Origin of the sequence: Streptomyces sp. NPDC002490 (assembly GCF_040296045.1) — a bacterium.
GTDB lineage: Bacteria > Actinomycetota > Actinomycetes > Streptomycetales > Streptomycetaceae > Streptomyces.
In genome coordinates this window covers 13,720-35,703 of sequence record NZ_JBEOWM010000048.1, presented here as the reverse complement: position 1 = coordinate 35,703, position 21,984 = coordinate 13,720, and the positions used below count along the sequence as shown (strand labels likewise).

Annotated in this window: 24 protein-coding genes and 1 pseudogene; 16 read left to right on the top strand and 9 right to left on the bottom strand. The window is 70.8% G+C overall.

Going from position 1 to position 21,984, the window contains the following annotated elements; genetic code table 11:
* The first annotated feature begins 139 nt into the window (after window positions 1-139).
* From ABT092_RS25245 to ABT092_RS25220, 6 genes are all read left to right on the top strand, one after another.
* On the top strand, window positions 140-784 hold the full coding sequence (locus ABT092_RS25245) for a TetR/AcrR family transcriptional regulator (RefSeq protein ID WP_351247665.1): 645 nt from the start codon (window positions 140-142) through the stop codon (window positions 782-784).
* A gap of 410 nt (window positions 785-1,194) precedes the next feature.
* Window positions 1,195-1,950, top strand: coding sequence for a maleate cis-trans isomerase family protein (locus ABT092_RS25240; protein ID WP_351247663.1), 756 nt, complete (start codon window positions 1,195-1,197; stop codon window positions 1,948-1,950).
* Between the two features lie 42 nt (window positions 1,951-1,992).
* Entirely contained in the window at window positions 1,993-2,646 is a 654-nt protein-coding gene (locus ABT092_RS25235; protein WP_351247661.1) for a VOC family protein, read from the top strand.
* On the top strand, window positions 2,643-2,888 hold the full coding sequence (locus ABT092_RS25230) for a hypothetical protein (protein WP_351247659.1): 246 nt from the start codon (window positions 2,643-2,645) through the stop codon (window positions 2,886-2,888). Before ABT092_RS25235 ends, ABT092_RS25230 begins: the two co-directional genes overlap by 4 nt.
* Window positions 2,885-4,123 carry a hypothetical protein gene (locus ABT092_RS25225; protein WP_351247657.1) on the top strand — a complete coding sequence of 413 codons (1,239 nt, stop codon included), beginning with the start codon at window positions 2,885-2,887 and terminating at the stop codon, window positions 4,121-4,123. Before ABT092_RS25230 ends, ABT092_RS25225 begins: the two co-directional genes overlap by 4 nt.
* 451 nt (window positions 4,124-4,574) lie before the next feature.
* Entirely contained in the window at window positions 4,575-4,844 is a 270-nt protein-coding gene (locus ABT092_RS25220) for a hypothetical protein (RefSeq protein WP_351247655.1), read from the top strand.
* Window positions 4,845-5,124: 280 nt separating this feature from the next.
* Here ABT092_RS25220 and ABT092_RS25215 read toward each other — a convergent pair whose 3' ends face one another.
* The 3 genes from ABT092_RS25215 to ABT092_RS25205 form a co-directional block, all read right to left on the bottom strand.
* Window positions 5,125-6,420 carry an NACHT domain-containing protein gene (locus ABT092_RS25215; protein ID WP_351247653.1) on the bottom strand — a complete coding sequence of 432 codons (1,296 nt, stop codon included), beginning with the start codon at window positions 6,418-6,420 and terminating at the stop codon, window positions 5,125-5,127.
* 600 nt (window positions 6,421-7,020) lie between these two features.
* Complete coding sequence (locus tag ABT092_RS25210; RefSeq protein WP_351247651.1) at window positions 7,021-7,353, bottom strand: transposase family protein; 333 nt, start codon at window positions 7,351-7,353, stop codon at window positions 7,021-7,023.
* Window positions 7,354-7,546: 193 nt separating this feature from the next.
* Window positions 7,547-8,131 carry a hypothetical protein gene (locus ABT092_RS25205; protein WP_351247649.1) on the bottom strand — a complete coding sequence of 195 codons (585 nt, stop codon included), beginning with the start codon at window positions 8,129-8,131 and terminating at the stop codon, window positions 7,547-7,549.
* Window positions 8,132-8,909: 778 nt separating this feature from the next.
* On the opposite strand from ABT092_RS25205, the gene ABT092_RS25200 reads away from it, so the two are divergent.
* From ABT092_RS25200 to ABT092_RS25185, 4 genes and pseudogenes are all read left to right on the top strand, one after another.
* Window positions 8,910-9,365 (top strand): hypothetical protein, encoded by a 456-nt coding sequence (locus ABT092_RS25200; protein ID WP_351247647.1) that lies wholly within the window; start codon window positions 8,910-8,912, stop codon window positions 9,363-9,365.
* 63 nt (window positions 9,366-9,428) lie between these two features.
* A pseudogene (locus ABT092_RS25195) lies at window positions 9,429-10,231 on the top strand (transposase family protein); the annotation flags it as partial.
* A 197-nt stretch (window positions 10,232-10,428) separates the two neighbouring features.
* Entirely contained in the window at window positions 10,429-10,566 is a 138-nt protein-coding gene (locus tag ABT092_RS25190; protein WP_351247645.1) for a hypothetical protein, read from the top strand.
* A 39-nt stretch (window positions 10,567-10,605) separates the two neighbouring features.
* Window positions 10,606-10,911, top strand: coding sequence for a MazG nucleotide pyrophosphohydrolase domain-containing protein (locus tag ABT092_RS25185; protein WP_351247643.1), 306 nt, complete (start codon window positions 10,606-10,608; stop codon window positions 10,909-10,911).
* A gap of 435 nt (window positions 10,912-11,346) precedes the next feature.
* On the opposite strand, the gene ABT092_RS25180 is transcribed toward ABT092_RS25185, so the two are convergent.
* Window positions 11,347-12,312 (bottom strand): pirin family protein, encoded by a 966-nt coding sequence (locus ABT092_RS25180; RefSeq protein WP_351247641.1) that lies wholly within the window; start codon window positions 12,310-12,312, stop codon window positions 11,347-11,349.
* A gap of 137 nt (window positions 12,313-12,449) precedes the next feature.
* On the opposite strand from ABT092_RS25180, the gene ABT092_RS25175 reads away from it, so the two are divergent.
* Together ABT092_RS25175 and ABT092_RS25170 are read left to right on the top strand one after the other, a co-directional pair.
* Complete coding sequence (locus tag ABT092_RS25175) at window positions 12,450-12,836, top strand: tetratricopeptide repeat protein (protein WP_351247639.1); 387 nt, start codon at window positions 12,450-12,452, stop codon at window positions 12,834-12,836.
* A gap of 206 nt (window positions 12,837-13,042) precedes the next feature.
* Window positions 13,043-14,704 carry an MFS transporter gene (locus ABT092_RS25170; RefSeq protein ID WP_351247637.1) on the top strand — a complete coding sequence of 554 codons (1,662 nt, stop codon included), beginning with the start codon at window positions 13,043-13,045 and terminating at the stop codon, window positions 14,702-14,704.
* A 54-nt stretch (window positions 14,705-14,758) separates the two neighbouring features.
* Here the strand turns inward: ABT092_RS25170 and ABT092_RS25165 are convergent, their stop codons facing one another.
* The gene (locus tag ABT092_RS25165; protein WP_351247635.1) at window positions 14,759-15,190 is read right to left on the bottom strand and encodes a nuclear transport factor 2 family protein; all 432 of its coding nucleotides are present in this window, start codon (window positions 15,188-15,190) and stop codon (window positions 14,759-14,761) included.
* Between the two features lie 188 nt (window positions 15,191-15,378).
* Between ABT092_RS25165 and ABT092_RS25160 the strand changes: the two genes are divergently transcribed.
* Both ABT092_RS25160 and ABT092_RS25155 read left to right on the top strand, forming a co-directional pair.
* On the top strand, window positions 15,379-15,609 hold the full coding sequence (locus tag ABT092_RS25160) for a hypothetical protein (protein WP_351247633.1): 231 nt from the start codon (window positions 15,379-15,381) through the stop codon (window positions 15,607-15,609).
* A gap of 153 nt (window positions 15,610-15,762) precedes the next feature.
* The gene (locus ABT092_RS25155) at window positions 15,763-16,770 is read left to right on the top strand and encodes an alpha/beta fold hydrolase (protein ID WP_351247631.1); all 1,008 of its coding nucleotides are present in this window, start codon (window positions 15,763-15,765) and stop codon (window positions 16,768-16,770) included.
* A 254-nt stretch (window positions 16,771-17,024) separates the two neighbouring features.
* On the opposite strand, the gene ABT092_RS25150 is transcribed toward ABT092_RS25155, so the two are convergent.
* Window positions 17,025-17,603, bottom strand: coding sequence for a MarR family winged helix-turn-helix transcriptional regulator (locus ABT092_RS25150; RefSeq protein WP_351247629.1), 579 nt, complete (start codon window positions 17,601-17,603; stop codon window positions 17,025-17,027).
* A 70-nt stretch (window positions 17,604-17,673) separates the two neighbouring features.
* Between ABT092_RS25150 and ABT092_RS25145 the strand changes: the two genes are divergently transcribed.
* Window positions 17,674-18,417 (top strand): SDR family NAD(P)-dependent oxidoreductase, encoded by a 744-nt coding sequence (locus ABT092_RS25145; protein ID WP_351247627.1) that lies wholly within the window; start codon window positions 17,674-17,676, stop codon window positions 18,415-18,417.
* Window positions 18,418-18,486: 69 nt separating this feature from the next.
* Here ABT092_RS25145 and ABT092_RS25140 read toward each other — a convergent pair whose 3' ends face one another.
* On the bottom strand, window positions 18,487-19,257 hold the full coding sequence (locus ABT092_RS25140) for a phosphotransferase (RefSeq protein ID WP_351247625.1): 771 nt from the start codon (window positions 19,255-19,257) through the stop codon (window positions 18,487-18,489).
* Window positions 19,258-19,260: 3 nt separating this feature from the next.
* The gene (locus ABT092_RS25135) at window positions 19,261-19,872 is read right to left on the bottom strand and encodes a TetR/AcrR family transcriptional regulator (RefSeq protein ID WP_351247623.1); all 612 of its coding nucleotides are present in this window, start codon (window positions 19,870-19,872) and stop codon (window positions 19,261-19,263) included.
* Window positions 19,873-19,955: 83 nt separating this feature from the next.
* Here ABT092_RS25135 and ABT092_RS25130 point away from each other — a divergent pair, with 83 nt between their 5' ends.
* Window positions 19,956-20,828, top strand: coding sequence for an alpha/beta fold hydrolase (locus ABT092_RS25130; protein WP_351247620.1), 873 nt, complete (start codon window positions 19,956-19,958; stop codon window positions 20,826-20,828).
* A 34-nt stretch (window positions 20,829-20,862) separates the two neighbouring features.
* Here ABT092_RS25130 and rutA read toward each other — a convergent pair whose 3' ends face one another.
* A complete protein-coding gene (gene rutA / locus ABT092_RS25125) occupies window positions 20,863-21,951 on the bottom strand; it encodes a pyrimidine utilization protein A (protein WP_351247618.1) in 1,089 nt (362 codons plus the stop codon).
* Window positions 21,952-21,984 lie beyond the last annotated feature (33 nt).

Sequence of the window (21,984 nt, the reverse complement as noted above, 5' to 3'; positions counted from 1 at the left end):
CCCGTCCTCTGGCTATCATCATCACATGACGAATTCGCCAGGAGGGAGTCGGACCGAAGCCGCGCAGGGGCCGGCGCCGAAGGCCCCGTGCGCCCCTCGCCGAAGCACGGCACGACACGCTCTCGTCACCCGCGACGTCTTGGAGAAGGCGACGCTCCTCTTCGCGGAGAACGGATACGAGACGACCACGCTCCGGGACGTCGCCAAGGCGGTGGGCGTCACGCGCACGGCTCTCTACCACTACGTGACCAGCAAGGAAGAACTGCTGGCGATGCTCGTGGAGCAGATGAGCCTGAACCTGGCGAAGGCCCTGGCCGAACTGCGCGCGAGGGAGGACCTCACCCCGGAAGGGAAGCTCCGCCAACTGGTCGACAGCCTCGTCCGGCAACGAGCTGAATCACCGCATCAGTTCCGCGTCCACGACCAGACGGAGTCCGCGCTGTCCGAACCCCTGCGCACACGGCACCGACAGGCGCGACGCGACGTACTCGCCGCACTCTCCGGCGTGATCGAGGAAGGCGTCGCCAGAGGGGAGTTCAAGCCGCTCGACCCCAAGGTGGCGGCGTTCAGCGTCCTGGGCATGTGCAACTGGGTCGCCTGGTGGTACCGACCGGGAGCGGATTACGACATCGACACCGTGACCCGTCAGATCAGCCAGTCCGCCATCGACATGGTGATCGTCGCGGACGCCCCCCGCACGCCCGCGGATTCCGCGCGGACCGCACTGGCCATGGCCCGGTCCAGTCTCGACGCGTTGGAGCGTCTGCTCCCGAGCGAGGGCTGACGCCCGCAGCTTTCCTCGAACCGGCCACCGCACGACGAGGAGGCCCCCTGCATCGCGATGCAGGGGGCCTCCTCGTCGTCCGCCCTGCTGCACCCGGCTTGCCCCTCGCGCTCGCGGAGGGGCGCCCTCCTGTCGCCCGTGGGGGAACGGGCAGTGCGCCGCCCCCCGGCCACACCGGCGCGCCTGCGGCAGCACGGCACCCGGCGAAGACGCGCAGGGGCCGATACCGACTCCCTCGCACGGGGCGGGATGTTCGAACGTCACGAGTCGTACGGCCGACCGCCTCGGGCCGGGCCGGGCCGCATCGGCCCGGCCACCGCCGTGCCTCCGCACCTGCGGGCAACCACTCTTGACAATCTGACACGTGCGTCGAAAAATAGTTACACAAGTCAATTCTAGGGAAGTGGACCATGCCTGGACGCATCAAGATCGGCCTCGTGGTACCCAGTTCGAACGTGACGGTCGAGACCGAGATGCCGCAGCTCCTGAACCGCCACCCCGAAGCCGACTTCTCGTTCCACTCCAGCCGTATGCGCATGCACACGGTCTCGCCCGAACAACTGCGGGCGATGAACGCCCAGCGGGAACGTTGCGTGCTGGAACTGGGTGACGCCGGAGTCGACGCCATCCTGTACGCGTGCCTGGTCGCGGTGATGGTGGGCGGCCCCGGTGAGCACCAGCGGGTGGAATCGTCGATCGCGGAGCAGCTGTCCGCCGGAGGCGCCAGCGCTGCGGTCCTCTCCAGCGCCGGAGCACTCTCCGAGGGGCTGCGTGCGATGGGCGCGCGTCGGATCGCCCTGGTCACCCCGTACATGCGCCCCCTGGCCGAACAGGTCGTGGCCTATCTGGAGGCCGAGGGGTTCCACGTCGCCGACTGGCGGGCCCTCGGGGTCGAGGACAACGAGCAGGTGGGCCGCATTCCGGCGGAACGGGTGATGGAGGCCGCACGTGACCTGGACCTGGACGGGGTCGACGCCCTGGTGATATCGGCCTGTGTCCAGATGCCCTCCTTGGACCTCGTACAACCCGCCGAGGAGGAATTCGGCATCCCGGTCGTCTCCGCCGCCACCGCCGGCGCCTACACCTTGCTCAAGGAGCTCGGGTTGACCGTCGACATCCCCTCCGCGGGGAGCCTGCTCCGGGCGGACCGACCGGCGACCCACTGATCACTCATGAACCATCCACCACGAGTTGCGAGGAGGTCGGACATGAGCCGGCCGGAACACCGGGTCAAGGGCGTCGACCACACCGCATTCCCCACCTTCGACCCCGTGGCCACCGTGCACTTCTACCGCGACGTACTGAAGTTCCCGGTAGTGCATTCGATCTGCGCGGCAGGTTGGGGCCCCGAGCGTCACCCCGACTTCATCCACTTCTTCTTCGACATCGGCAACGATGACCGCATCGCCTTCTTCTACTACTTCGGGTTCGAGCCCCCCGTGGGGGCCGGTACCGCGGGTGACGTCTACGCGAGGTTCGCCGAGGACGTACCCGTGTTCTTCATCAACTCCCGGCACCTCGCCATCCACGTCGAGGACGAAGAAGACCTGCTGGAGTACCGCCGCCGCCTCGACGAGTCGCGGTGGCCGGTGGAGATGCAGGTCATGCACGAGACGATCGAGTCGATCTACACGCACGATCCGAACGGCTACATGGTCGAGATCACCCGCTCGCTGCGGCCGATCACACCGCAAGAGGACCTGGACGCGGCGCTCACCGTCGACGCCCTCCTCGACGTGGCCTCGGGTCCCGAGCCCAGCATGGACAAACTGCTCAGCCGCAAAGCCGAGTTGATCGTCGAGCGCGCCGCGCAGTGGGAGGGCTCCCACGCCGACGAGGGGAAGGAGCTGAGCAGGAGGTGAGCGCGTTCTTCGTCCTAGACGTACCGGAGAACAGGACGATCCCCGAGGTCGCCGCGCGGGACACCGCAGTGACCGTGGAACGGGTCGGCCCGTACTACCGCATCAGCTCTCCCCACGTCATCGTCGTCGATCGGCGCGCCACCGGGTGCCGTCACGCCGTGTGGTACAGCGCGGTCGCCGGGCTTGAGGACTCACGCATCGTCCAACAGGACAAGGACGCGCTGCGGGTGGGGGCACGGTGAGCACCTCCGAACGGCTCGGTGCCGGCCGGTTCGTCACCGCCGGCGCGATCCCCGACACCGCCGTCCCGTCACTGCACGAACTGACCACGGCCGACGGTGCGACGGTCACGGGGGTGCTGCGCACGATCCCCGGGGCACGCACCGTCGTCTGCCTGATGCACCCGCGCCAGGACTTCACCCACCACGTGATGGTTCCCGAACTCCTGTCACGGGGAGCAGCCGTCTGGACCCAGACGACCCGTTCCGTCAACAACGACGTGAGGCTGCTGCACGAACAGGCCGTACTCGACATGGCCGCCGGTCAGGTCTTCCTCCGCAGCCGCTTCGACCACGTCGTCACCCTCGGACACTCGGGCGGTGGCCCCCTGTCGGCGCTCTACCACCAGCAGGCCGGCCTGCTCCCCGCTCGACGCATCGCGCACACACCCGCGGGCCGTGCGGTCGACCTGGCCGGTGCGGAGTTGCCGATCCCCGACGCTGCCGTGTTCATGGCTCCCCACGTGGGACAAGGAGCCCTTCTCCAGCGGCTGATCGATCCCTCGGTGTCGGACGAGGGCGACCCCATGTCGGTCGATCCGGACCTGGACCCGTACAACCCGGCCAACGGCTTCGTGAAGGCCCCGCACAGTTCTGCCTACGCACCCGAGTTCGTGACCCGCTACCGGGCCGCGCAGCGCCTGCGCGTCGAGCGCATCGACGCCCGAGCCCGGGAGATGGCGGCCGACGCCGCTGCCGCACGCAGGCGCTTCAAGGCGAGCGGAGCGACCGGCGACCGCCGGCGCGCGCTCGCCCCGAGGTTCGTCACCGTGTACCGGACGGACGCGGATCTGCGTAACGTCGACCTGTCGTTGGATCCCAACGAACGGCCCTACGGGTCCCTGTTCGGCAGCCGTCCGGACGTCATCAACTACGGCCTGCTGGGTTTCGGTCGCCACTCCACTCCCGAAGCGTGGCTGTCCACGTGGTCCGCGACCTCGACGAACGCGGACTTCCTGCGGTGTGCGCCGGGGGTCACCGCTCCGACCCTGTTGGTCGAACTCACCGGGGACCAGGCGTCCTACCCCCGGGACGCCGAGGCGATGGTCTCGGGCTTCGGCTCGGCCGACGTCACCCACCGGCGCATCAGGGGCCTGCACTTCGGCGGCGCCCTCGTACCGGGGGAACCGACCGGAAGCAGCCTGGCCGCCGACTCGATCGGCGATTGGCTCGCCGAGCGCTTTCCGCTCGCCGACTGAGCCGTCGGACGACGGTCTGACTGCCGGGGTGGGGCCGTCGCGGCACGTGCACCACCGAGCAGGACTCGCCCGTGGCGCGTGTCGCCACAGCGCGACCACGCCGCACCGGACGTGCCCCGCCGTCCCGGCCGGCCCGGTACGGGCGCCCCGCCGGAATCCTCCGGCAGGGCGCCTCCGTCTCACGCCCTCTCGCCCGCACTTCGAGACCATCGGGACGGGGTCGTGGCCGGTGGCAGCCCGAGCAAGGATGTGGGGTCCCCATCTCGACTCAATCTGATTATCCGTCAGCAAAGTCAGCATTGGGTTTGCCCAACCCAGCCACGAACAGCCAGACCCGGGACCGAAGGCAGCCCGCCCGAGCCCCGCCGGATGGGACGTCCGCCCCGGTCGGATCCCTCCGCCAGGGCGGTACGGCCACACGAGGAAACCAGACGTCACCCACGCCCGTCAGTTGGGGCTGGTCGAGCTCTTGGCCGACGGGCCCGCGGTGGAGATCCTGGCCGATGCCGGCTACCAGGGTCTGGGCGCCCAGACCGGTGGCCGGGTGGTGACACCGCCGCACCGCAAGTTCAAGAAGAACGCCCCGGACTGGTACGAAGAGATTCACGAACGCCGGCGCAAGGCGCACTCCTCGCGCCGTATCCGGGTCGAGCACGGCATCGCCCACGTGAAGCCGTGCCCGCGACGAGCCATTCATCCAGCAGGGGGACGGTCGCGGTGATCTGCGAACACGGCGACGTGCTCGCCCCAGAACCGGAGCACATGCTCCGCCACCTCTTCGGCCGCAGCGGGCGCCATGGCCCATCGCAGAGGGTTCCTCAGCATCTCGGTCAAGGACTCGAGGGCGCGGCCGGCTGACGAAGTCGACTTGCCGTCGAGGAGGCGTCCGAGCGTGACGAACCCGTTGAGGAGCATGTCCGTTGTCAGGTCGGGTGCCCATGGCCGGGTCGGGGCGAGTGTCCCTTGCAACCGCCCGTGCTCCCACCGGTTAACGGACTGTTTCACCGCGCGATGCAACAGCGCTGCACGCCCTGTAGGGAGGTCGGTGTCCGGTGCGTTCGCGCAACCGAGAGCAAGCAGAGCGGCGAGCAGCGGCACCGCGAGCAGATGCTTGTGCTCCTTCTTCGCGTCCTTGATCCAGGCACGTCGTGTTGCCAGGAAGGCCGCTCGGTCCGGCTCGGGATCCGTGCCTCGGCACAGGCGACGAGGACGCTGTCGATAGTCGCGTCGAGATCCTGTGGAGGCGCAAGTTCGACGCGGGGCAGCCCGAGCCGGGTTGCGGCCCCTTGCGCGTTCGCCCGGGTCGTCACCACGAACCCGCAGGAGGGGTGCAGTGATGTGAGGATCCCTTCGAGCTGCTGCGCGACCCAAGGGGCTCGTGCCCCGCATTCGTCGAGCCCGTCGCAGAGGACGAGCGCGCGCCCTTGGCCAATCTCTTCCCGTAGGTACGCGGCGAGCGGTGCACAGTCCGTGTCCGACACGGTGTTCACCACGGCGTCGCCGATCAGGCTGTTGATGGTCAGGCGTCCCGGCTGCCCCTTCAGCGGGCGCGGCAGCAACACGGGGATCGGAACTGGAGAATCGGCGCGGCTGGCACAGTGGGCTGCGATCTCCCGCACCGCCACCGATTTCCCCGAGCCTGGTTGCCCCACGACGAGCATGCGGCGCCAGCGCCTCAGCGTGGGGAGGAGGAAGGGGGAGGCACGATTGGCCTCCACGTCGATCTGAAGGCCGCCGATGAGGTTGTCCACGACGAGGGGCGGAAGGTCATCGGCGAGCAGGCTGAGGTCGATCCGCCCAGCCTCCGCCACGAGCCTGGTGTGGTACGTATCAACGGCGTTCCGGCGAGAGGCCAGGCGCATCGCCACCGAGCCTCCCGGGTCCGGGAGCACGGTCACCCCGGCGACAGTCAGGGCGCCGACCCACTCCTCGGCGGAACTCCCGAGCGCCTCGCCCGCCTGCCGGTGGAAGAAGTCGGCCAAGACACTCACGGCATGGTGTCCCCGCTCGTCCGCAACGACAAGGTCCATCAGGGCGGCCAGGAGATCTCGGTGTGATGCCGGCCCGGTCGCGCCGGGCAGGTGAATGACACGCGCCCGGTCGAGGACGAGCCTGCGAACCCGCGAGGGAAGCCGGTTTGTGAGGGGAGCGAGGGCTTCGGACTCCTCACCGGTCTCCATGCTCAGACCCGCACGGTGGCGTCGCAGAGCCCGGTCGAGGTTCTTCACCGGCCCGACGAGTTCCTCGCCTGCGATGACCAGAAGATCGTCGGGACCGAGTGTCCGGACCTGCCCCACCCACCCCGTCAACGTCTCCTTCAGCGGACGCCCCCGGTCGATCTTGCGCTTCGCGGAGACATACGCGCGACGCCCTCGGAAAAGGTGACACGAATGTCGTCGGTCGGGTCGCTGGTCTCGAAGTCCAGCCAGACGGGCCACACCCCTGCGGGCACGTCCAAGCCTGGCACCGGGCGGCCACGGAGCCCGTGCACGGCCAAGTGCACAGCCAGCTCACACCGGAAGACACTGCCAACTTCTCCAGCCCGCCCCGCGCTGCTCAACCCGACTGCCCCGCCCATCCGACTCAATGGCTTGCCCCGGGCCTCCGGCGGAGCACCGCCCCATGGTAAAGCGTCACATCGAGGGGCAAAGAGGGTTCGCATCCAGGTGCCTGAGCTCGCGTTGGTCACCTGCCGGTGATCACGCCACCGCCCGCCCCTTTCCCCTCCCTCCCCGGGGCGAACCGGCCATGGGCCTGTGCCATCCCACCGCAACTCGACCCGCCGTGCAGTGAGCGGTGTGCATCGTGAAACTGCACGTCAGGTGGGCTGGTGTGCGTAGGTGTCGGGACGCTCGGCCAGGTCCGGGGCGGTAGTCCAGCGACAAGATCAACGGTCATCAGCGGGCGACTTCCTGGTTTGTCAGCACCAGCAGGGCCCGCACCAGCGTGGTCGCCCACCTCGGATCCGTGCGGACCTTGCCCAGCACGCGCCAGTTCTTCAGGTGCGCGAAGCCGTGCTTGACCGGGGCGCGTACTGCGGCCAGTGCCTTGCTGGAGAGCTTCTGGGCACGGGTCAGGGGCCGGTTCCGGGCGGCCTTGTAGCCGGTGATCACCACCGGGTCGTCGTCCGGGCCGCTGTCGTCGAGGCCGACGGAGCCCAGGTCGCCGATGGCCGTGGCCGCGTAACAGGTCGGCGAGCCAGTGACTTCGTCACGTACGCCTCGAAGCACTGACCCTGCGGACGCACGCGCCCCGCCCCTGCGACGACCGGTGCGGGGCGTGCCACCGTCCGGCCCGAAACATCAACACAGGTCGCACAAGCGGACTGACGTCCCACCCGGATTGACAACTACTGGCCCGCTGACCAGTGGCGTGCGCGCACGGTCCCGTCGGCGCTTTCCCTGTACAGGAGCGGCGCCGGCCTCACCCCTTCGCCGCTTCCCACAGCAACCACGCGACAATGATCACGGGGACGCCGATCGACGCCCAGAGCAGCGGCTCGATGAGCAGTTCCGAGAGGCTCACGGATTTGCGGTAGTGCCGCCACGCCTGAAACGGCGAGAGCTGCCGGCGTATGACAACCGGTTCGAATCCGAGAGTTCTCAGCTCCTCCACCAGACAACCGTCGCGAGGGGTGAACGCGCCAACGGTCGTGTTCTGTCCTCGAAGCACCACCCTCGGCACCTCGGACGCCCCGGTCAGCGCGGGCAGACGCACTGCCTGCAACAGCACCACCTCATCGAACTCCGATACCGGAATCACCCGGCGGCGCCGCAAGACGTACCGGAGAGTGATCGATCCCCCGTCGATGTCGGCTTCCACGAAATTCGAGCAGAGCGGAACGCCGACGATCATGGCGACCGCCACGACCAGTGCGAGCACCATCGGGGCGACGGACCCGTCTGACCAAGCGCCGAGCGACAGCCACATGAGACCGAACCACGCCAGGCAGACGACGAACACGGCGCATACCACCGCGAGGAACACCCGGCCGGCTCGAATCGACATCCGTCACTCACCCCTTGTCCAACAAACCTGAACCGTCCCCGGGTGCCGCTCCCGTGCGGGTCCGGACATCGGGACATGTCCGTCACGATGCTAATGCCCGGGCGAGGGCAACCGGCGGACCACATCCAGGAAGAAGGGGGTGCTGATCAGCGGGTCGGGAATGACGTCAACGCGAGATCCCACTGATCAGCCGCGTGATGGAGCTCAGCCGTATCCATCTGCACCTCTACGGAGTACTGGTAGAGGCCCGCTGCGTCATCGCCCCGCTGTCACGGAGGCGCCCACCCGGATGTCTACAGGCCGGGGTGAGGATCCGGATGCCGCCTCACCGGCGGTGGCACGACCTCGCCGAGACCGTAGTCACGGATCAGGTCCAGAGAACTCTCACCTGTTTACTGACTTTCCGTCACACCTCTTTCTCTGATAGTCACTTCACCCGGGGGCGCGGGGTCCAGGACGCGGGACCACTGCGCGTCCGGCGGGTGCCGCGAGGAGGACGCACATGAGCACCACCACACGCCACGATGTCATCGCCGCCGAACAGCAGGCCGTTGATCACGCGTACGACTGAGCGGTGTGCATCGTGAAGTTGCAGGTCGCGGCTCTGGCGTGCGGGCGTCTTTCCGTGCTCGCGCTGGTCGGCGGCCGGTGTCCACGATGAAGATCGTCTGACTGCTTGGCCGGGGTTGTTCCTGGATTCTGCTACGTCTGTCGCGAGGGTCCGCCTACGATCCGTCGCCGTGCCGGGACGTCACCGGATCGCGGGGAGGGAACAGGGATGTCCGGGCTGGACCGGAGCACGGCGCGTCGGAGCGAGCTGGACACGCTCGCCGAGGAGCTGGGCAAGCGGCTTCGGGAGGTGGAGGCGGAGCGAGAGGAGCTGGTGATCGCCGAGCGGGTGCTGCAGCGGCTGGCCAAACAGAGCCGGGTGCAGGCGGAGGACGCCGTGGCGATGGCTCCGGTGAAAGTGCAGGTGGCGGGGCGTGCGGTGCTGTTGATCCCGCACCGCGGCGATGACCCGGACGAGACCGCGCTGCCTGGTGACTACCGCAGGATTCTGACGATCGTGCGGGTCGCCGATGGTCCGGTGCAGGTCAGGGCGGTCGGCGAGGAGCTGGGGCTTGAGGTGGCAGTGCGCGGGAAGCTGGAGCCGCTGCGGGCGAAGATGACCAAGCTCGCCGATCGTGGCTGGCTGCACAAACGGCCTGATGGGCGGTTCACTGCACGCCGGTAGCCATGCCGGGACGGGGACGATAGAGGCGTAACCAGCGGGCTCCCAGCGGCAGTTGAGTTTGGTGTGAAGAAAAACAACGGTTCCGCCGAGGGCCCTGACGGTCTTGCCTACACCGCCCGCCTGCCACTGTCGAGTGCCACCCTGAACTGGCTCGCCGACCTGTTACGCGGCCACTTCAAGAAGATCGGCTCCAGGTGGCGGGCCCTGCCCGCCGGGAAGATCGCCGGCATCGTGCTGGCCGTACTGCGCTGTGACCAGCGGCCCGGCGACCTGGCCGGCGGCAACGGGGTGCACCGCACCACCGTCACCCGCTGGGTACGCGAAGTCGTGGGCCTGCTGGCCGCCCGCGCCCCGCGCCTGGACCGCGCCCTGAAGAAGATCGCCCGAAAGGGTGGCGGAGTCGTACTGCTGGACGGCTCGGTGATATGCACCGGCGGCGCACCGGCGCCGAGAACCGCAAGAACTACTCGGGCAAGAACAAATGCCACGGCCTGCTCGTGATCGCGCTCACCGACGACCGGGGCCGACTGCTGTGGGTCTCCGCGGCCCGGCCCGGGCGGACCTCGGAGATCACCGCCTGCCGACACGACAAGCTCACCGCCCACCTGCGGACCGCAGGGCTCGGGGCCATCGCCGACCTGGGCTTCGTCGGCCTCGACGACAGCGGCCCGGACGACGACCCGGTGGTGATCACCGGCTACAAGGCCGCCCGGAACCGGCCCCTGACCCGTGCCCAGAAGCTCTCCAGCAAGGCACTGGCCGCAGTACGCGCCCCGGTCGAGCACGGCTTCGCGCACCTGAAGAACTGGCGCGTGCTGGGCAAGGTCCGCACGGATCCGAGGTGGGCGACCACGCTGGTGCGGGCTTCCTCAGCGAACTCGTCTACGGTCCCCTCCTTCGCGGCCGGTCCCGCATCACCTGGGCCCAGGCCATCGACCTCACCGAGGCCGTTGTCGCCCGCGACGACGCCTTCCTCCACCTGACCGCACCCCCACAGGTCATCCAGCAACGGCTGGCACAGCGGGACGGCGAGTCCACGGACCTGTCCGAGATCACCGCCCTCGTGACCAGCCACCACCGCGTCTTCGACGCCCTCGCCACCTACTGCCCCGTCGAGACCATCGACACCACCAGCATGGCACTCCCCTCGGCGCGCCGGACATCACCCGTTCCCCAGCAGGCGCCTCCCGGGTCTCACTAGGCTGCGGCGAACAACGCCGTCACCGCCCCGGAGGACCCCGTGGACATCCGCACCGCCCAGAAGCTGGCCTGGGAGAACAAGCTCGCCAAGGGCTTCAACACCACGGACACCGCGCTGGAGTTCGGCCTGCTCACCGCCGAGATCGGCGAGGCGTTCACCGCCTGGCGCAAGCACCTCCCCGACCTCGGCGAAGAACTCGCCGACGTCTTCCTCTACCTCGTGGCGGTCGCCGAGATGAACGACATCGACCTGGACGAAGAGGTGGCTCGGAAGATCGACAAGAACACCCGGCGGGTCTACGAGAGGAATGCCCACGGTGCACTGATCCGGACCAGCGGCGGGTGACCACACCGCACGGTGAAACCACCCTTCCCGAGGCAGAAACCGGGACTCCCGCACGACGGGCTCCGAGCACGGCGAATTGGAGGGACTCCACAGAGCAAGGACGAAGCCAGCCGGTGGCGCCCCACGGGGAGTCCCGCACGCCACCGGCTCCACTGCGACTCCTCGCGCACCCGCTCCACCGGAGGGGCGACGGAGGCGGCAACCCAACCGAGGATGGCGGGTGCCTCACTCCGACTCCGTCTGATCACTCGTCAGTAAAGTCAGCATTGGGTCAGCATTGGGTTTACCTAACCCAGCCACAGACAGCCATACACGGGACTGGTGACAGCCTGGCCGAGACCCACGGAAGCGGGCGTCCCCCTGCGCGGACCACTCCGCCAGGGCGGCGCAGCCGCGTGAGGAAACCAGACTGCGCCGCCCCCCTAGAACACCAGATCAGCCCGTCCGCCCGCGCTTCTTCAGCTGCCCCGGCGGGAGTTCGGGCGCGGGCAGCGGGGCACCGGCGTACCCCTTCACCTCGCCGAAGCGGGTGCCCTCCATCCAGTCCCGGCGCGCCTGCGCGATGTCCTCGTGGGACCTTCCGACGAAGTTCCACCACATGACGAGTTCCTCGGCGAACGGTTCGCCGCCCAGGAGCATGAGCCCCGCATCGGACTCGGCGCGCAGCGGCAGCTCGGACCGGCCGCAGCCGAGGTAGAGCATGGAGCCGGGCAGGACGGGGACACCGTCCACGCGGGCTTCGCCGGACATGGACAGGACGGCGTACTCGAAGTCGGGGTCCAGCGGGAGGCGGACGTCGGCGCCGCGGGTGAGTGCGAGATCGGCGCCGACGATGGGGGTGTACGCGGTGCCGGGGGAGACGGAGCCGTCGAGGTCCCCGAGCAGGACCGTGGCGGTGAGGCCGGGGGCCGTGACGGTCGGCAGCGCCGCGTGGTGCTCGAAGTGCGGTTCGACGTGCCGGTGGGCGTCGGGCAGGGCGACCCAGAGCTGCGCGCCGTGCAGGAAGCGCGCATGTGACCTGGGGGACTCCTCCGAGTGGCTGATCGCCCTTCCCGAGGTCATCAGGCCCAGTTCGCGCGGGCGGATCGTCTGGAGGCTGCCGGTGCTGTCCCGGTGCAGCACCTCGCCCTCGTGCAGCCAGCTCACCGTCTGGAGACCGATGTGGGGGTGCGGCGGAACCTGCATGCCCGGCTCGTCCGCGATGTCGTCCGGACCGTAGTGGTCGACGAAGGCCCAGGCCCCCACCATGCGTCGGCCCAGATTGGGCAGCAGCCGACGGACCTCGGTGGACTCACCGAGTTGGACGCGCCGGGGGCTCAACAGTTCCCGTACCGGTTCCGCCACGACGAAACCCCTCCCACCGCACAGGGTGGGCACCGCCTCACGATCAAGGTTGCTCATACCGGACAACCTAACCCCGCGGCCCCCGGAGCGTCAGGCCCGCTCCCCCGGTGGAATATCCGGGTGCCGGACCCGGTTGGGCCAGTCGACGGGTCGCTACGGCGACGACCACCACGGCGACATCGAGCGAGGTCACGGTGAGCACGACGTACTACGAGTTCGGAACGGCGGCGGACCGCTGGGACCGGGCCCGGATGTTCTTCGACTCCAAGGAGTACCTGACGGCCGCGCGCATCCTGTCGGGGCTGGTGGAGGAGGAGCCGGAGCAGGTCGCGCCGCGGCTGTTGCTGGCGCGCGCCTACTACCACTCCGCCCAGCTCGGCCGGGCAGAGGAGCAGCTGCGCGCGGTCCTGGAGCGGGACCCCGTGGAGGGATACGCCCGGCTGATGCTGGGCCGCACCCTGGAGCGCCAGGGCCGGGACGCCGAGGCCGCTTTGCACCTGCGGATGGCCGCCGCGTTCGCCGGCGATTTCCCGGCCGCGCCGTCCGCCGGTACGGCGGCGGGCGACGCACGGGGCCGGTAGGGCCGACGCGGGCGTGGGATCCGCCCGCCCGAGCACGGGTTCGCCGTCGCATCCGCGTGGTGCGGCGGCGACGTGCGTGAGCAGGGTGCCTCGCGTGGGCCGCCGCGGTGCGTACCGGCCGTCCGCTCCCCGAGCGCTCCTGTTCGATTGACAGCCCAAACCCCACCGAACTACCTTGCCGCAAGGTAACTCACCGTGGGGGCGCCATGACGCACGGCACGGGAAGGGGCGGGGGGTCGGCACCGCCCGGGGGCGCCGCAGCACCGTCGCGGCGGCAGTGGCTGGGGTTGGTGACCGTCTCCCTCGGAGTGGCCCTGATCGTCGTGGACATCACGATCGTCAATGTGATCCTCGCGCCGATCATCGACGACCTGGACACCACCTCGGTCCAGGCGCAGTGGGTCCAGGAGTCCTACGCGATCTCCTTCGCCGCGCTCCTCCTGGTCACCGGCCGGCTCACCGATCTGTGCGGGGCCCGGCGCGTCCTCCTCGCCGGGTTGGCGGTGTTCGGCCTGACGAGCATCGCGGCGGCGCTCGCCCCGGGCGGGGGTCCGCTGGTGCTGGCCCGTTTCGTCCAGGGCGTGGGCGGTGCGCTGGTCCTGCCCTCGTCGCTGGCCCTGGTGAACGCCCACTTCACCGGGCGGGCCCGGGGCCGGGCGTTCGCGGTGTGGGGTTCCACGATCGGGGCGGCGGCAGCGGTGGGGCCGCTGCTGGGCGGCTGGCTCGCCGGTCTCTCCTGGCGCTGGGCCTTCGGGATGAACGTACCGGTGGTCGTGCTGGTCGCCTTCGGCGTCCTGTCGTGCCTGCCGGCCTCGCCGCGCAGCGAGGGGCGCGTGGACGCACCGAGCGGCGTCCTGTCGGCCGTCGCCCTGGGATCGCTCGCCTTCGCCTTGATCGAGGGGCGCACGCACGGGTGGCTGCTCACCACCGCACCGTTCGAGGTCGCGGGCTGGTCGTGGAGCTCCGGCCCCTCACCCGCGGGCGTCGCGTTCCTGGTGTCCGGGCTGGCGGTCCTGGTGTTCTGGCGACGGCAGCGGGCCCTGCTGCGTCATGCCGAGGAGCCGTTGACGGACGTCCGGCTGTTCGCCATCCCCTCGTTCCGCAACGGCAACGTCGTCACGCTCGTGGTCGGGCTCGGGGAGTTCGGCATCCTCGCGGTGCTTCCGCTCTGGTTGCAGTTCGCCCTCGGCCACACCGCGTTCGAGGCCGGGCTGTTCCTCGCGGTGATCGCGGTCGGGAGCCTGCTGGCGAGCGGCGCCAGCTTCTCGACCTCCGCGTCACCGCTCGCGTTGGTGCGGCTCGGGCTGGCCGCGGAGGTCTTGGGGCTGGTCGCCCTGGGGCTGACGGCCTCGGTGGACACCGGGTGGTGGGTGATCGCGAGTTGCCTGTTCGGGTACGGGATCGGGGTCGGTTTCGCCACCGCCCAGGTGACCAACATCGCCCTGGTGGACGTTCCGGAACGCAGCGTAGGGCAGGGGTCGGGCATCCAGGGCGCGGCACGCGAGCTGGGGGCGGCGCTGGGCATCGCGGTGCTCACCACGCTCTTCTTCACCGCCATGACGTCCGGACTGCGCGACCGTCTCCGTGCGCAGGGGCTGCCGCCACCGGAGGCCGAGGGACTCAGTTCGGCGGTGACGGAGAGCGCGGGGGCGTCGGTTCCCGTCCTCGCGGGCGACCTGCGGACCGCGGAGGCCGGGCGGGCCGCGCAGGAGGCGATGACGGCGGGGGTGGAGGTGTCCGGGTACCTCTGCGCGGGGCTGTTGGTGCTGGCCCTGCTGGCCACGGTGTTCGTGGCGCCGAAGACGGCGGCGGGCACGGCGCGGGGCGCACCGGCCGGGGTGGCGGGGGCGGCGCCCGATCGGCGTTGAGCCGTCGGCGCCGGGCCGCCCCGGGCGCCGACGAAGGGTGCCTGCCGCCTCCCCTCAGCGGAGGTTGTCGCCCCAGCCGCCCTGGGCCATGGTCTGGAAGGCCCATCGGCCGTTCCGCTTGATCAGGACGTCGGCGTACCGGAGCTGCCGGGCGGTACCGCCCGCCGTCATGGTGGAGTCGGAGAAGACGATCACCATCGCCGCGCTCAGGAAGACCGGGGTGCGGACGGACTCGAAGGTGATGTCCTCGGTGCCGTCGCCCATGACGTGCGTCATGGTGTCCACGTACTGCTGGCGGTCCCACTGGGCGCTGGCGCCTTCGGAGGCGGAGTCGTCGCTGACGAGGTTGAGCGGGAAGACCGCGAGATCGGCCATGGCCTCGACGTCCCGGCGTGCGGCTGCCGCGTCGTACTCGGCGAACCACGCGTGGACGCCGGCGTGATCGTCGGTGGTCGCCGCGTATCCGGCATCGGGCAACTGGATCATCGGTGGCACTCTCCCTAGGGGCTCATCAAATTTGACTATGCGTACGGTACCCCCGAGCGAGGAATTAATCAAACTTGATTAGTCAGTTGCGGTGCAGCTCACCGGGCCCGGGGGTCCCGACCCGACCCGCGCCGACCTCAGGGCTACGATGCGTGCGACGCACATGCGTTCGCGAAAGGGGTCGTTCCGTGGTGCTGGGCGTGGTGCTGCTGGTGTCCCTGGGCGTTCTGGTCGTGGGGACCGTCTGGTTGCTGTCCTCCTGGCGTCCCTCGCCCCGGTGGGCCCGTCGACGGGGACGCGCTTGCCCCGGATGCGGCGGCGGACGCGTACGGACCGTGGTCAGCGACGACCGGCTGAACGGGCTGCTGGAGTGCCGCGCCTGCCACCGGGCCTGGGATCCGACCGACCACCAGGGCTGACCGGGCCCGGGCCGGCCCCGCCGGCCGGCATCCGGAGCGACTTGCCGCATCGGCAAACCGACTCGTGTTCCCGGCACGGCTTCTGCACGATCAGCAGTACGACCGCGCGGGCCGCCCGGGACGCACCGCGCACCGATGCCGCGAGGAGAGTGCATGTCAGGGCACACCACGGAGCTCACCCACCGTCTGGTCCCGTCGCCGGGAGGCCGCATCCACCTCGTGGAGCAGGGCACCGGCCCCCTGGTGCTCCTCCTCCACGGCTTCCCCGAATCCTGGTACTCCTGGCGTCACCAGCTGCCCGCGCTCGCGGCTGCGGGCTACCGCGCGGTCGCGGTGGACGTCCGCGGGTACGGCCGTTCCAGCAAGCCGGCCCCGGTCGAGGCGTACCGGATGCTCGACCTGGTCGACGACGGCGTGGCGGTGGTGCACGGTCTGGGCGAGGAGTCGGCGGTGGTCGTCGGCCACGACTGGGGGGCGACGATCGCCGCGCACTCCGCCCTGATCCGGCCGGACGTCTTCCACGCGGTGGGGCTGCTGAGCGTGCCCTACACACCGCCGGGCGGCCCCCGCCCCAGCGAGGCGTTCGCCGCGATGGGCGGCGAGGAGGAGTTCTACGCCGCGTACTTCCAGCAGCCCGGGCGGGCCGAAGCCGAGATCGAGCCCGATGTCCGCGGCTGGCTCGCGGGGCTCTACGCCGCTCTGTCCGCCGACACCATGCCCGGGCCCGGGGCGCCCGATCCGCACTTCGTCAGAAGGTCGGGGACGATGCGCGAACGCTTCCCGGTCGATCGGCTGCCGAGCTGGCTCGACGGGGACGACCTGGACTTCTACGCCGCCGAGTTCGAGCGCACCGGCTGGGGCGGAGCCCTCAACCGCTATCGGAACATGGACCGCGACTGGGAGGAGCTCGCCGCCTTCCGGGGCGCGCCGCTCACCCAGCCCTCCCTGTTCATCGGCGGCGCCCTGGACGCCTCCACGACCTGGTTGGCCGACGCCATCGACGCCTACCCCGCCACCCTGCCGGGCCTGATCGCCTCGCACGTCCTCGACGGCTGCGGCCACTGGGTGCAGCAGGAACGTCCCACGGAGGTCAACCGGTTGCTGACCGACTGGCTCGCCGCCCTACCGTCCCGACCGGGAGCACCCGCCGCCGGGAAGTGACCGGCGTCCCGTTCCGCCCCGTCCGGGTGTGGGAGGCGCCCCGTCACGACAGCAGCGTCCTCCGGTCCGCGGGGAGTTGCCCGGGGCGACCGGCCCACGGGACACAACTGCCCCCTCCGCCCGGGTCCGACGTCCCGGGCGGAGGGGTGTGCCCTCCCCCTCCCCCGGCTGACCGGACCCGAGGTGCCCGCGCCGACCACGCGTCCGAGTTCGGCGGCGGATGACGGCACCGCACGGGCCGCCGCGCGGTCGGCTCAGTCCTGCCCCACCTGGGTGAGCCCGTGGTCGCCCACCCGGTCCTGGACGTCGCGGAGGAACACCCGCAGCAGGGCGGCCAGGTCCTGTTGCTGTGCGGGGGTGAGCCCGGCGAGCAGTTCGGCTTCCCGGCGCAGCACCCGGTCGACGGTGATCTCGACCAGTTCGTGGCCGGCCGCGGTCAGCGTGACGAGGACGGTACGGGGGCGGGTCCCGGCCGGCGCCCGGTTGATCAGCCCCTCGCGCTCGGCCCGGGCGACGCGTTGGGAGACGGCTCCCGCCGTCACCAGGGAACGGCGGGCGAGTTCACGCGTGCTGAGGGTGTAGGGCGGTCCGCTCCGGCGCAGGACGCTCAGCAGGTCGAGGGTGGCGGCGTCCACTCCCGCACGGGCCAGCACCCTGCGCCGGTCGTCCCCGAGCAGTTTCGCCAACTGCCAGACGGGGGTGACGATCCCGATGGACGCCACCGGAGTGCCGGGGCGCTCCCGTTCCCAGGCGGCGGCGATGTCCTCCGCGGTGTCCGGGGCCTCGGGGGCCTGGTGGGTCGGCTCCGGTGCCCCATCGGATGTTCCGGTCATGACCTCTCGCTCCCCGGTGTTAGATTTAGATCTAAATATAGCTCGGACCATACCAGCACGAGGAGTTCCCATGACTCGCGACATCCTGGTGACCGGCGGCGGCACGGGCATCGGCCGCGCCGTCGCACGACACTTCGCGGAGGCGGGCGACCGGGTGGTCGTCACCGGTCGTCGACCCGAACCCCTGGCCGCCACCGCACGGGAGATCGGCGCCCGAGCGGTGGTGTGCGACCACACCGACCCCGGGGCACTCGCCGCGCTCCTCGCGGAGTTGCCCGCCACGATCGACGTCCTGGTCAACAACGCCGGCGGCAACACCGACTTCGACGATGCCGGACCGGACGCCGGGGCGGAGGGCACCGAGGCGGACCTGGCTTCCTGCGCACGGGCCTACCGGGCGAACCTGGACGCCAACCTCCTCACCGCGGTGCTGACCACCCGGGCGGTCGCCGACCGGCTCGCCGCGGGGGGCTCGGTGGTGCAGATCGGTTCCATCGCCGCCGACCAGGGGGCGGGTTCCTACGGCGCCGCGAAAGCGGCACTGGCCGCCTGGAACGTGGACGTCGCGACGGAACTTGGAGCCCGGGACGTCACCGCCAACGTGGTCTCCCCCGGGTACACCGGGGAGACGGAGTTCTTCCGCGACCGACTCAGCGCCACCCGCAGGGAGCAGCTGGTCGCCGCGACCGCGATCGGACGGGCCGGCGCCCCCGAGGACATCGCCGCCGCCGTCGCCTTCCTCGCCTCCCCCGGGGCACGCCACCTCACCGGTCAGGTCCTCCAGGTGAACGGGGGTGCCCACCGGACGCGTTGACGGTCCGTGGCACGGGTCCGCCCGTCGGTCCCGTGCCGACCGGGACCGGGGTTCGCGCCCCGGGTCGCGTCAGCCGAGGAGTGCCCGGGTGAGTTCGTCGGAGCACCGCGCCAGGTGGTCCATGTCGGTCCGGTAGTGGACGTGGTGCCCGGCGGCCAGGTGCCCGGCGAACGCCGCGCTGCCGGCGGCGGCCTGCGCCTTCATGTGGGCCACCAGGTGTTCGAGCCGGGCGATCGCCGTGTCGACGAGGGCGGTGCGGTCCTCCTCGGCCAGCCCGTAGGCGTCCGCGAAGAGCCGCAGCCGTCGAGCCTGCTCGGCCGTCGACACCGCGCCCTCTTCGGGCGCCACGGTCAGGGGAGCGAAGCGGTAGGCGGCGTAGGCCACGTCCCAGATCCTCGGCCCCGGGTGTGCGGTGTCGAAGTCGATGAGGGCCACCGGCAAGCCTTGGCGGAACACCGTGTTGTAGGGCGCCACGTCACCGTGGCACATCACCTCGGCGGGCGCGCGGGGGGCGAAGTACCAGTGGGCGCCGGCAGGCGCCCGGTACCCCGTGGTGGCGTCGTGGAAGGCGCGGAGCAGGCGGCCCGCGGCGACCAGCCGCGCGTCGCCGTGCCGTCCGGCCGGTGGTGGGGCGCCGACCTCTCCGGGAACGAAGTCCAGCACCTCCCGGCCCTGCCCGTCCAGGCCGTGCGCCTCGGGCGCGCCGGTGAAGCCCACGGCGGCGAGGTGGGCCAACAGGGCGTGCACCGTCGGGGTCCAGGGGCCGGTCGGGCGGCGGACGGTGTCCCCCACGCGCACGACGTGGTTCACCCCGCCCCCGGTCAGGATCTCCTCCTCCACGCCTCAACGCTCCCCGCGGGCGAGGAGTCCGTCCAGCAGGTGGTCCAGGGTGTCGGCCACCTCCGCACGGGTGGCCGCCGGGTCGTCGGAGTGGGCGACCAACAACGCCGCCTCGTCGAGGGCGCCGAGGAGCACGTGGGCCAGGGGCGCCACCGGTCTGCGGCCCAGGGCGCCGTTCGCCATCGCCGCTTCCAGCGCCGCCGCGATCACCCCGAGCCCGTGTTCCTGTCCGATCTCCCGCCAGCGGCGCCAACCGAGCACCCCCGGGGCGTCCAGCAGGAGGATCCGCTCCACGTCCGGCTCGGCGAAGGCGTCCAGGAAGGCGCGTGCGCCCGCCTTCAACGCCACGACCGGATCCACGGCGTCCGCCATGACCCCTCCGGCGATCCGCTCGGTCAGCTCGGCCTCGACCGTCTGCACCGTGGCGTCGAAGAGGTCGGCCTTGTCCCGGAACTGGTGGTAGAGCGCCCCGCGGGTCACTCCGGCCGCCCGGACGATCTCCTCGGTCCCCACGTCCGCGTAGCCGCGCTCGGCGAACAGCTCCCGGGCCGCGGCGACGAGCGCCGCCCGGGTCTCCCGGGAACGCCGTGCGTGTTTGTTGCCGGCCGATTCCATCCCGCCCCCCTTGTGTTCCGTACAGTCTGCACCCATCCTACGTACATACAGTCTGTATGTAATCGACGCAGGGGGCTTCCGACATGCCACGACTCACGCTCGACCAGGGAACCGTCCAGTACCGTGACACCGGCGACGGCGAACCGGTGCTCCTGCTGCACGGCTACCTGATGAACGGCAGGCTCTGGGAGCCGGTCGTCGACCGGTTGGCCCCGGACTTCCGCTGCATCGTCCCCGACCTGCCCCTCGGCGCCCACCGCGTTCCGCTGAACCGCGGCACCGACCTCAGCCCGGCGGGGATCGCCCGGCTGGTGGCCGACCTGCTCGCCGCGCTCGACCTGCGGCGGGTGACCCTGGTCGGCAACGACTTCGGCACGGCCGTCGCCCAGATCGTCGCCGCCCGCCACCCCGAGCGGATCGGTCGGCTCGTCCTCACCAGCGGCGAGTGCTTCGACAACTGCCCACCCGTCTGGTTCCGGCCGCTCGTGCCGGCCGCCCGGGTCCCCGGCCTGCTCGGCCTGTCCTTCCGGTCGCTCCGACTGCGCGCCGTGCGCCGACTCCCCTTCGCTTACGGGTTGTTGACCAAGGGCGCACTGCCCCACGACATGATCGACGAGTGGACGGACGCCTTCTTCGGTGATGCCGGGGTACGACGGGACTGCGCCGAGGTCACCCGACACCTGGACCCCGCTCCCCTGTTCGACGCCGCCGAGCGACTGGCCTCGTTCGACCGTCCCGCCCTGGTGGCCTTCGCCCGCGAGGACCGGATCTTCCCCTTCGCCCACGGCGAGCGGTTGGCGGCCCTGATCCCCGGCGCCCGCCTGGAGGCCGTGCCCGACAGCCACACCTGGGTCATGCGCGACCAACCCGAGGTGACCCGGCTGATCCGGGAGTTCATCCGCGCCACCCCCGCGGGGACGCCCCCCAAGGACGGTGGTCTCCTCCCGCGCGGGTGAGCGCGCGCCCGCCCCGACGGGTGGACGCGCGGGGTCATCCGTCCCGGTCCCCCCGGAAGGGGGCGCGGGACTCCATGAGCGGTTGGATGCGCGTCCCGAACCGCTCCACGCCTTCGAGGAAGTCGTCGAAGACGAGGATGACCCCGCGCACTCCGGGAACCCCGCCGATCCGGTCGAGCATCCGCGCGACGGTCCGGTAGGCCCCGACAAGGGTGCCCATGTTGAGGTTCACGGCGCCCTCGGGGAGCACCACGGTCTTCGCGGTGGAGGACGCGTCGGCGTGTTCGTCCCCGGCCGTCTGCGCCGCCACGTACCGCAGCGCCGCGTGGTCGGCGTGGTCGTGGTAGTCCCGCCACTTCGCCTGCGCGGCTTCGTCGGTCTCGTCCGCGATGATCATGAACAGTGCGAAGGCGCCGACGTCACGGCCGCTCTCGCGGGCGTGTCCGGCGAGCGCCGCGGTGGCCGCCGAGAGCGCCAGGGGGGTGTTGACTCCGCTGCCCAGGATGAAGTTGCCGTCGGCGTGCTCGGCCGCGAACCTCGTTCCCGCACCGCTCTGCCCGGCGGCGAGCACGTGGATGCGTCCGCTCGCCGGTCGGGGCGACAGGACGCAGTCGTCCATGGCGTAGAACGCGCCCCGGAAGTTGCTCCTGCCCTCGCTCCACAACTGCTTCAGCACGGTGACGTACTCGGCCGCCCGGGCGTAGCGGTCGACGAAGTGGGCGTCCCCGGGCCACAGGCCCATCTGCGCGTACTCGGCGGGCGCCCAACCGGTGACGATGTTGACGCCGGCCCGCCCCGGAGCGATCGCGTCGATGGTGGCGGCCATCCGGGCGGCGATCGCCGGCGGCAGGGCGAGGACGGGCGCGGAGGCGTACAGCCTGATCCGCTCCGTCACGGCGGCCAGGGCCGCGGTGAGGGTGAACGAGTCGAGGGCGTGGTCCCAGAACCCCGTCTCGCCGCCGAAGCCCCGGAGCTTGATCATCGACAGTGCGAAGTCCAGCCCGTGCGCTTCGGCCCGTTGCACGACCGTCTTGTTCAGATCGTAGGTCGGCATGTACTGCGGAGAGCTCTTCGAGATGAGCCACCCGTTGTTGCCGACCGGCAGGAAGACCCCGATCTCCATCCCGTTGCTCCGTCCGCGGTGCGCCGCCGGTGG

Excerpts from the sequence above, each read along its gene's own strand:
- ABT092_RS25240 (WP_351247663.1), top strand. The coding sequence starts at position 1,195 with ATGCCTGGACGCATCAAGATCGGCCTCGTGGTACCCAGTTCGAACGTG.
- ABT092_RS25235 (WP_351247661.1), top strand. The coding sequence starts at position 1,993 with ATGAGCCGGCCGGAACACCGGGTCAAGGGCGTCGACCACACCGCATTC.
- ABT092_RS25205 (WP_351247649.1), bottom strand. The coding sequence starts at position 8,131 with ATGTCGATTCGAGCCGGCCGGGTGTTCCTCGCGGTGGTATGCGCCGTG.
- ABT092_RS25200 (WP_351247647.1), top strand. The coding sequence starts at position 8,910 with ATGTCCGGGCTGGACCGGAGCACGGCGCGTCGGAGCGAGCTGGACACG.
- ABT092_RS25180 (WP_351247641.1), bottom strand. The coding sequence starts at position 12,312 with ATGAGCAACCTTGATCGTGAGGCGGTGCCCACCCTGTGCGGTGGGAGG.
- ABT092_RS25170 (WP_351247637.1), top strand. The coding sequence starts at position 13,043 with ATGACGCACGGCACGGGAAGGGGCGGGGGGTCGGCACCGCCCGGGGGC.
- ABT092_RS25165 (WP_351247635.1), bottom strand. The coding sequence starts at position 15,190 with ATGATCCAGTTGCCCGATGCCGGATACGCGGCGACCACCGACGATCAC.
- ABT092_RS25155 (WP_351247631.1), top strand. The coding sequence starts at position 15,763 with ATGTCAGGGCACACCACGGAGCTCACCCACCGTCTGGTCCCGTCGCCG.
- ABT092_RS25150 (WP_351247629.1), bottom strand. The coding sequence starts at position 17,603 with ATGACCGGAACATCCGATGGGGCACCGGAGCCGACCCACCAGGCCCCC.
- ABT092_RS25145 (WP_351247627.1), top strand. The coding sequence starts at position 17,674 with ATGACTCGCGACATCCTGGTGACCGGCGGCGGCACGGGCATCGGCCGC.
- ABT092_RS25135 (WP_351247623.1), bottom strand. The coding sequence starts at position 19,872 with ATGGAATCGGCCGGCAACAAACACGCACGGCGTTCCCGGGAGACCCGG.
- ABT092_RS25130 (WP_351247620.1), top strand. The coding sequence starts at position 19,956 with ATGCCACGACTCACGCTCGACCAGGGAACCGTCCAGTACCGTGACACC.
- rutA (WP_351247618.1), bottom strand. The coding sequence starts at position 21,951 with ATGGAGATCGGGGTCTTCCTGCCGGTCGGCAACAACGGGTGGCTCATC.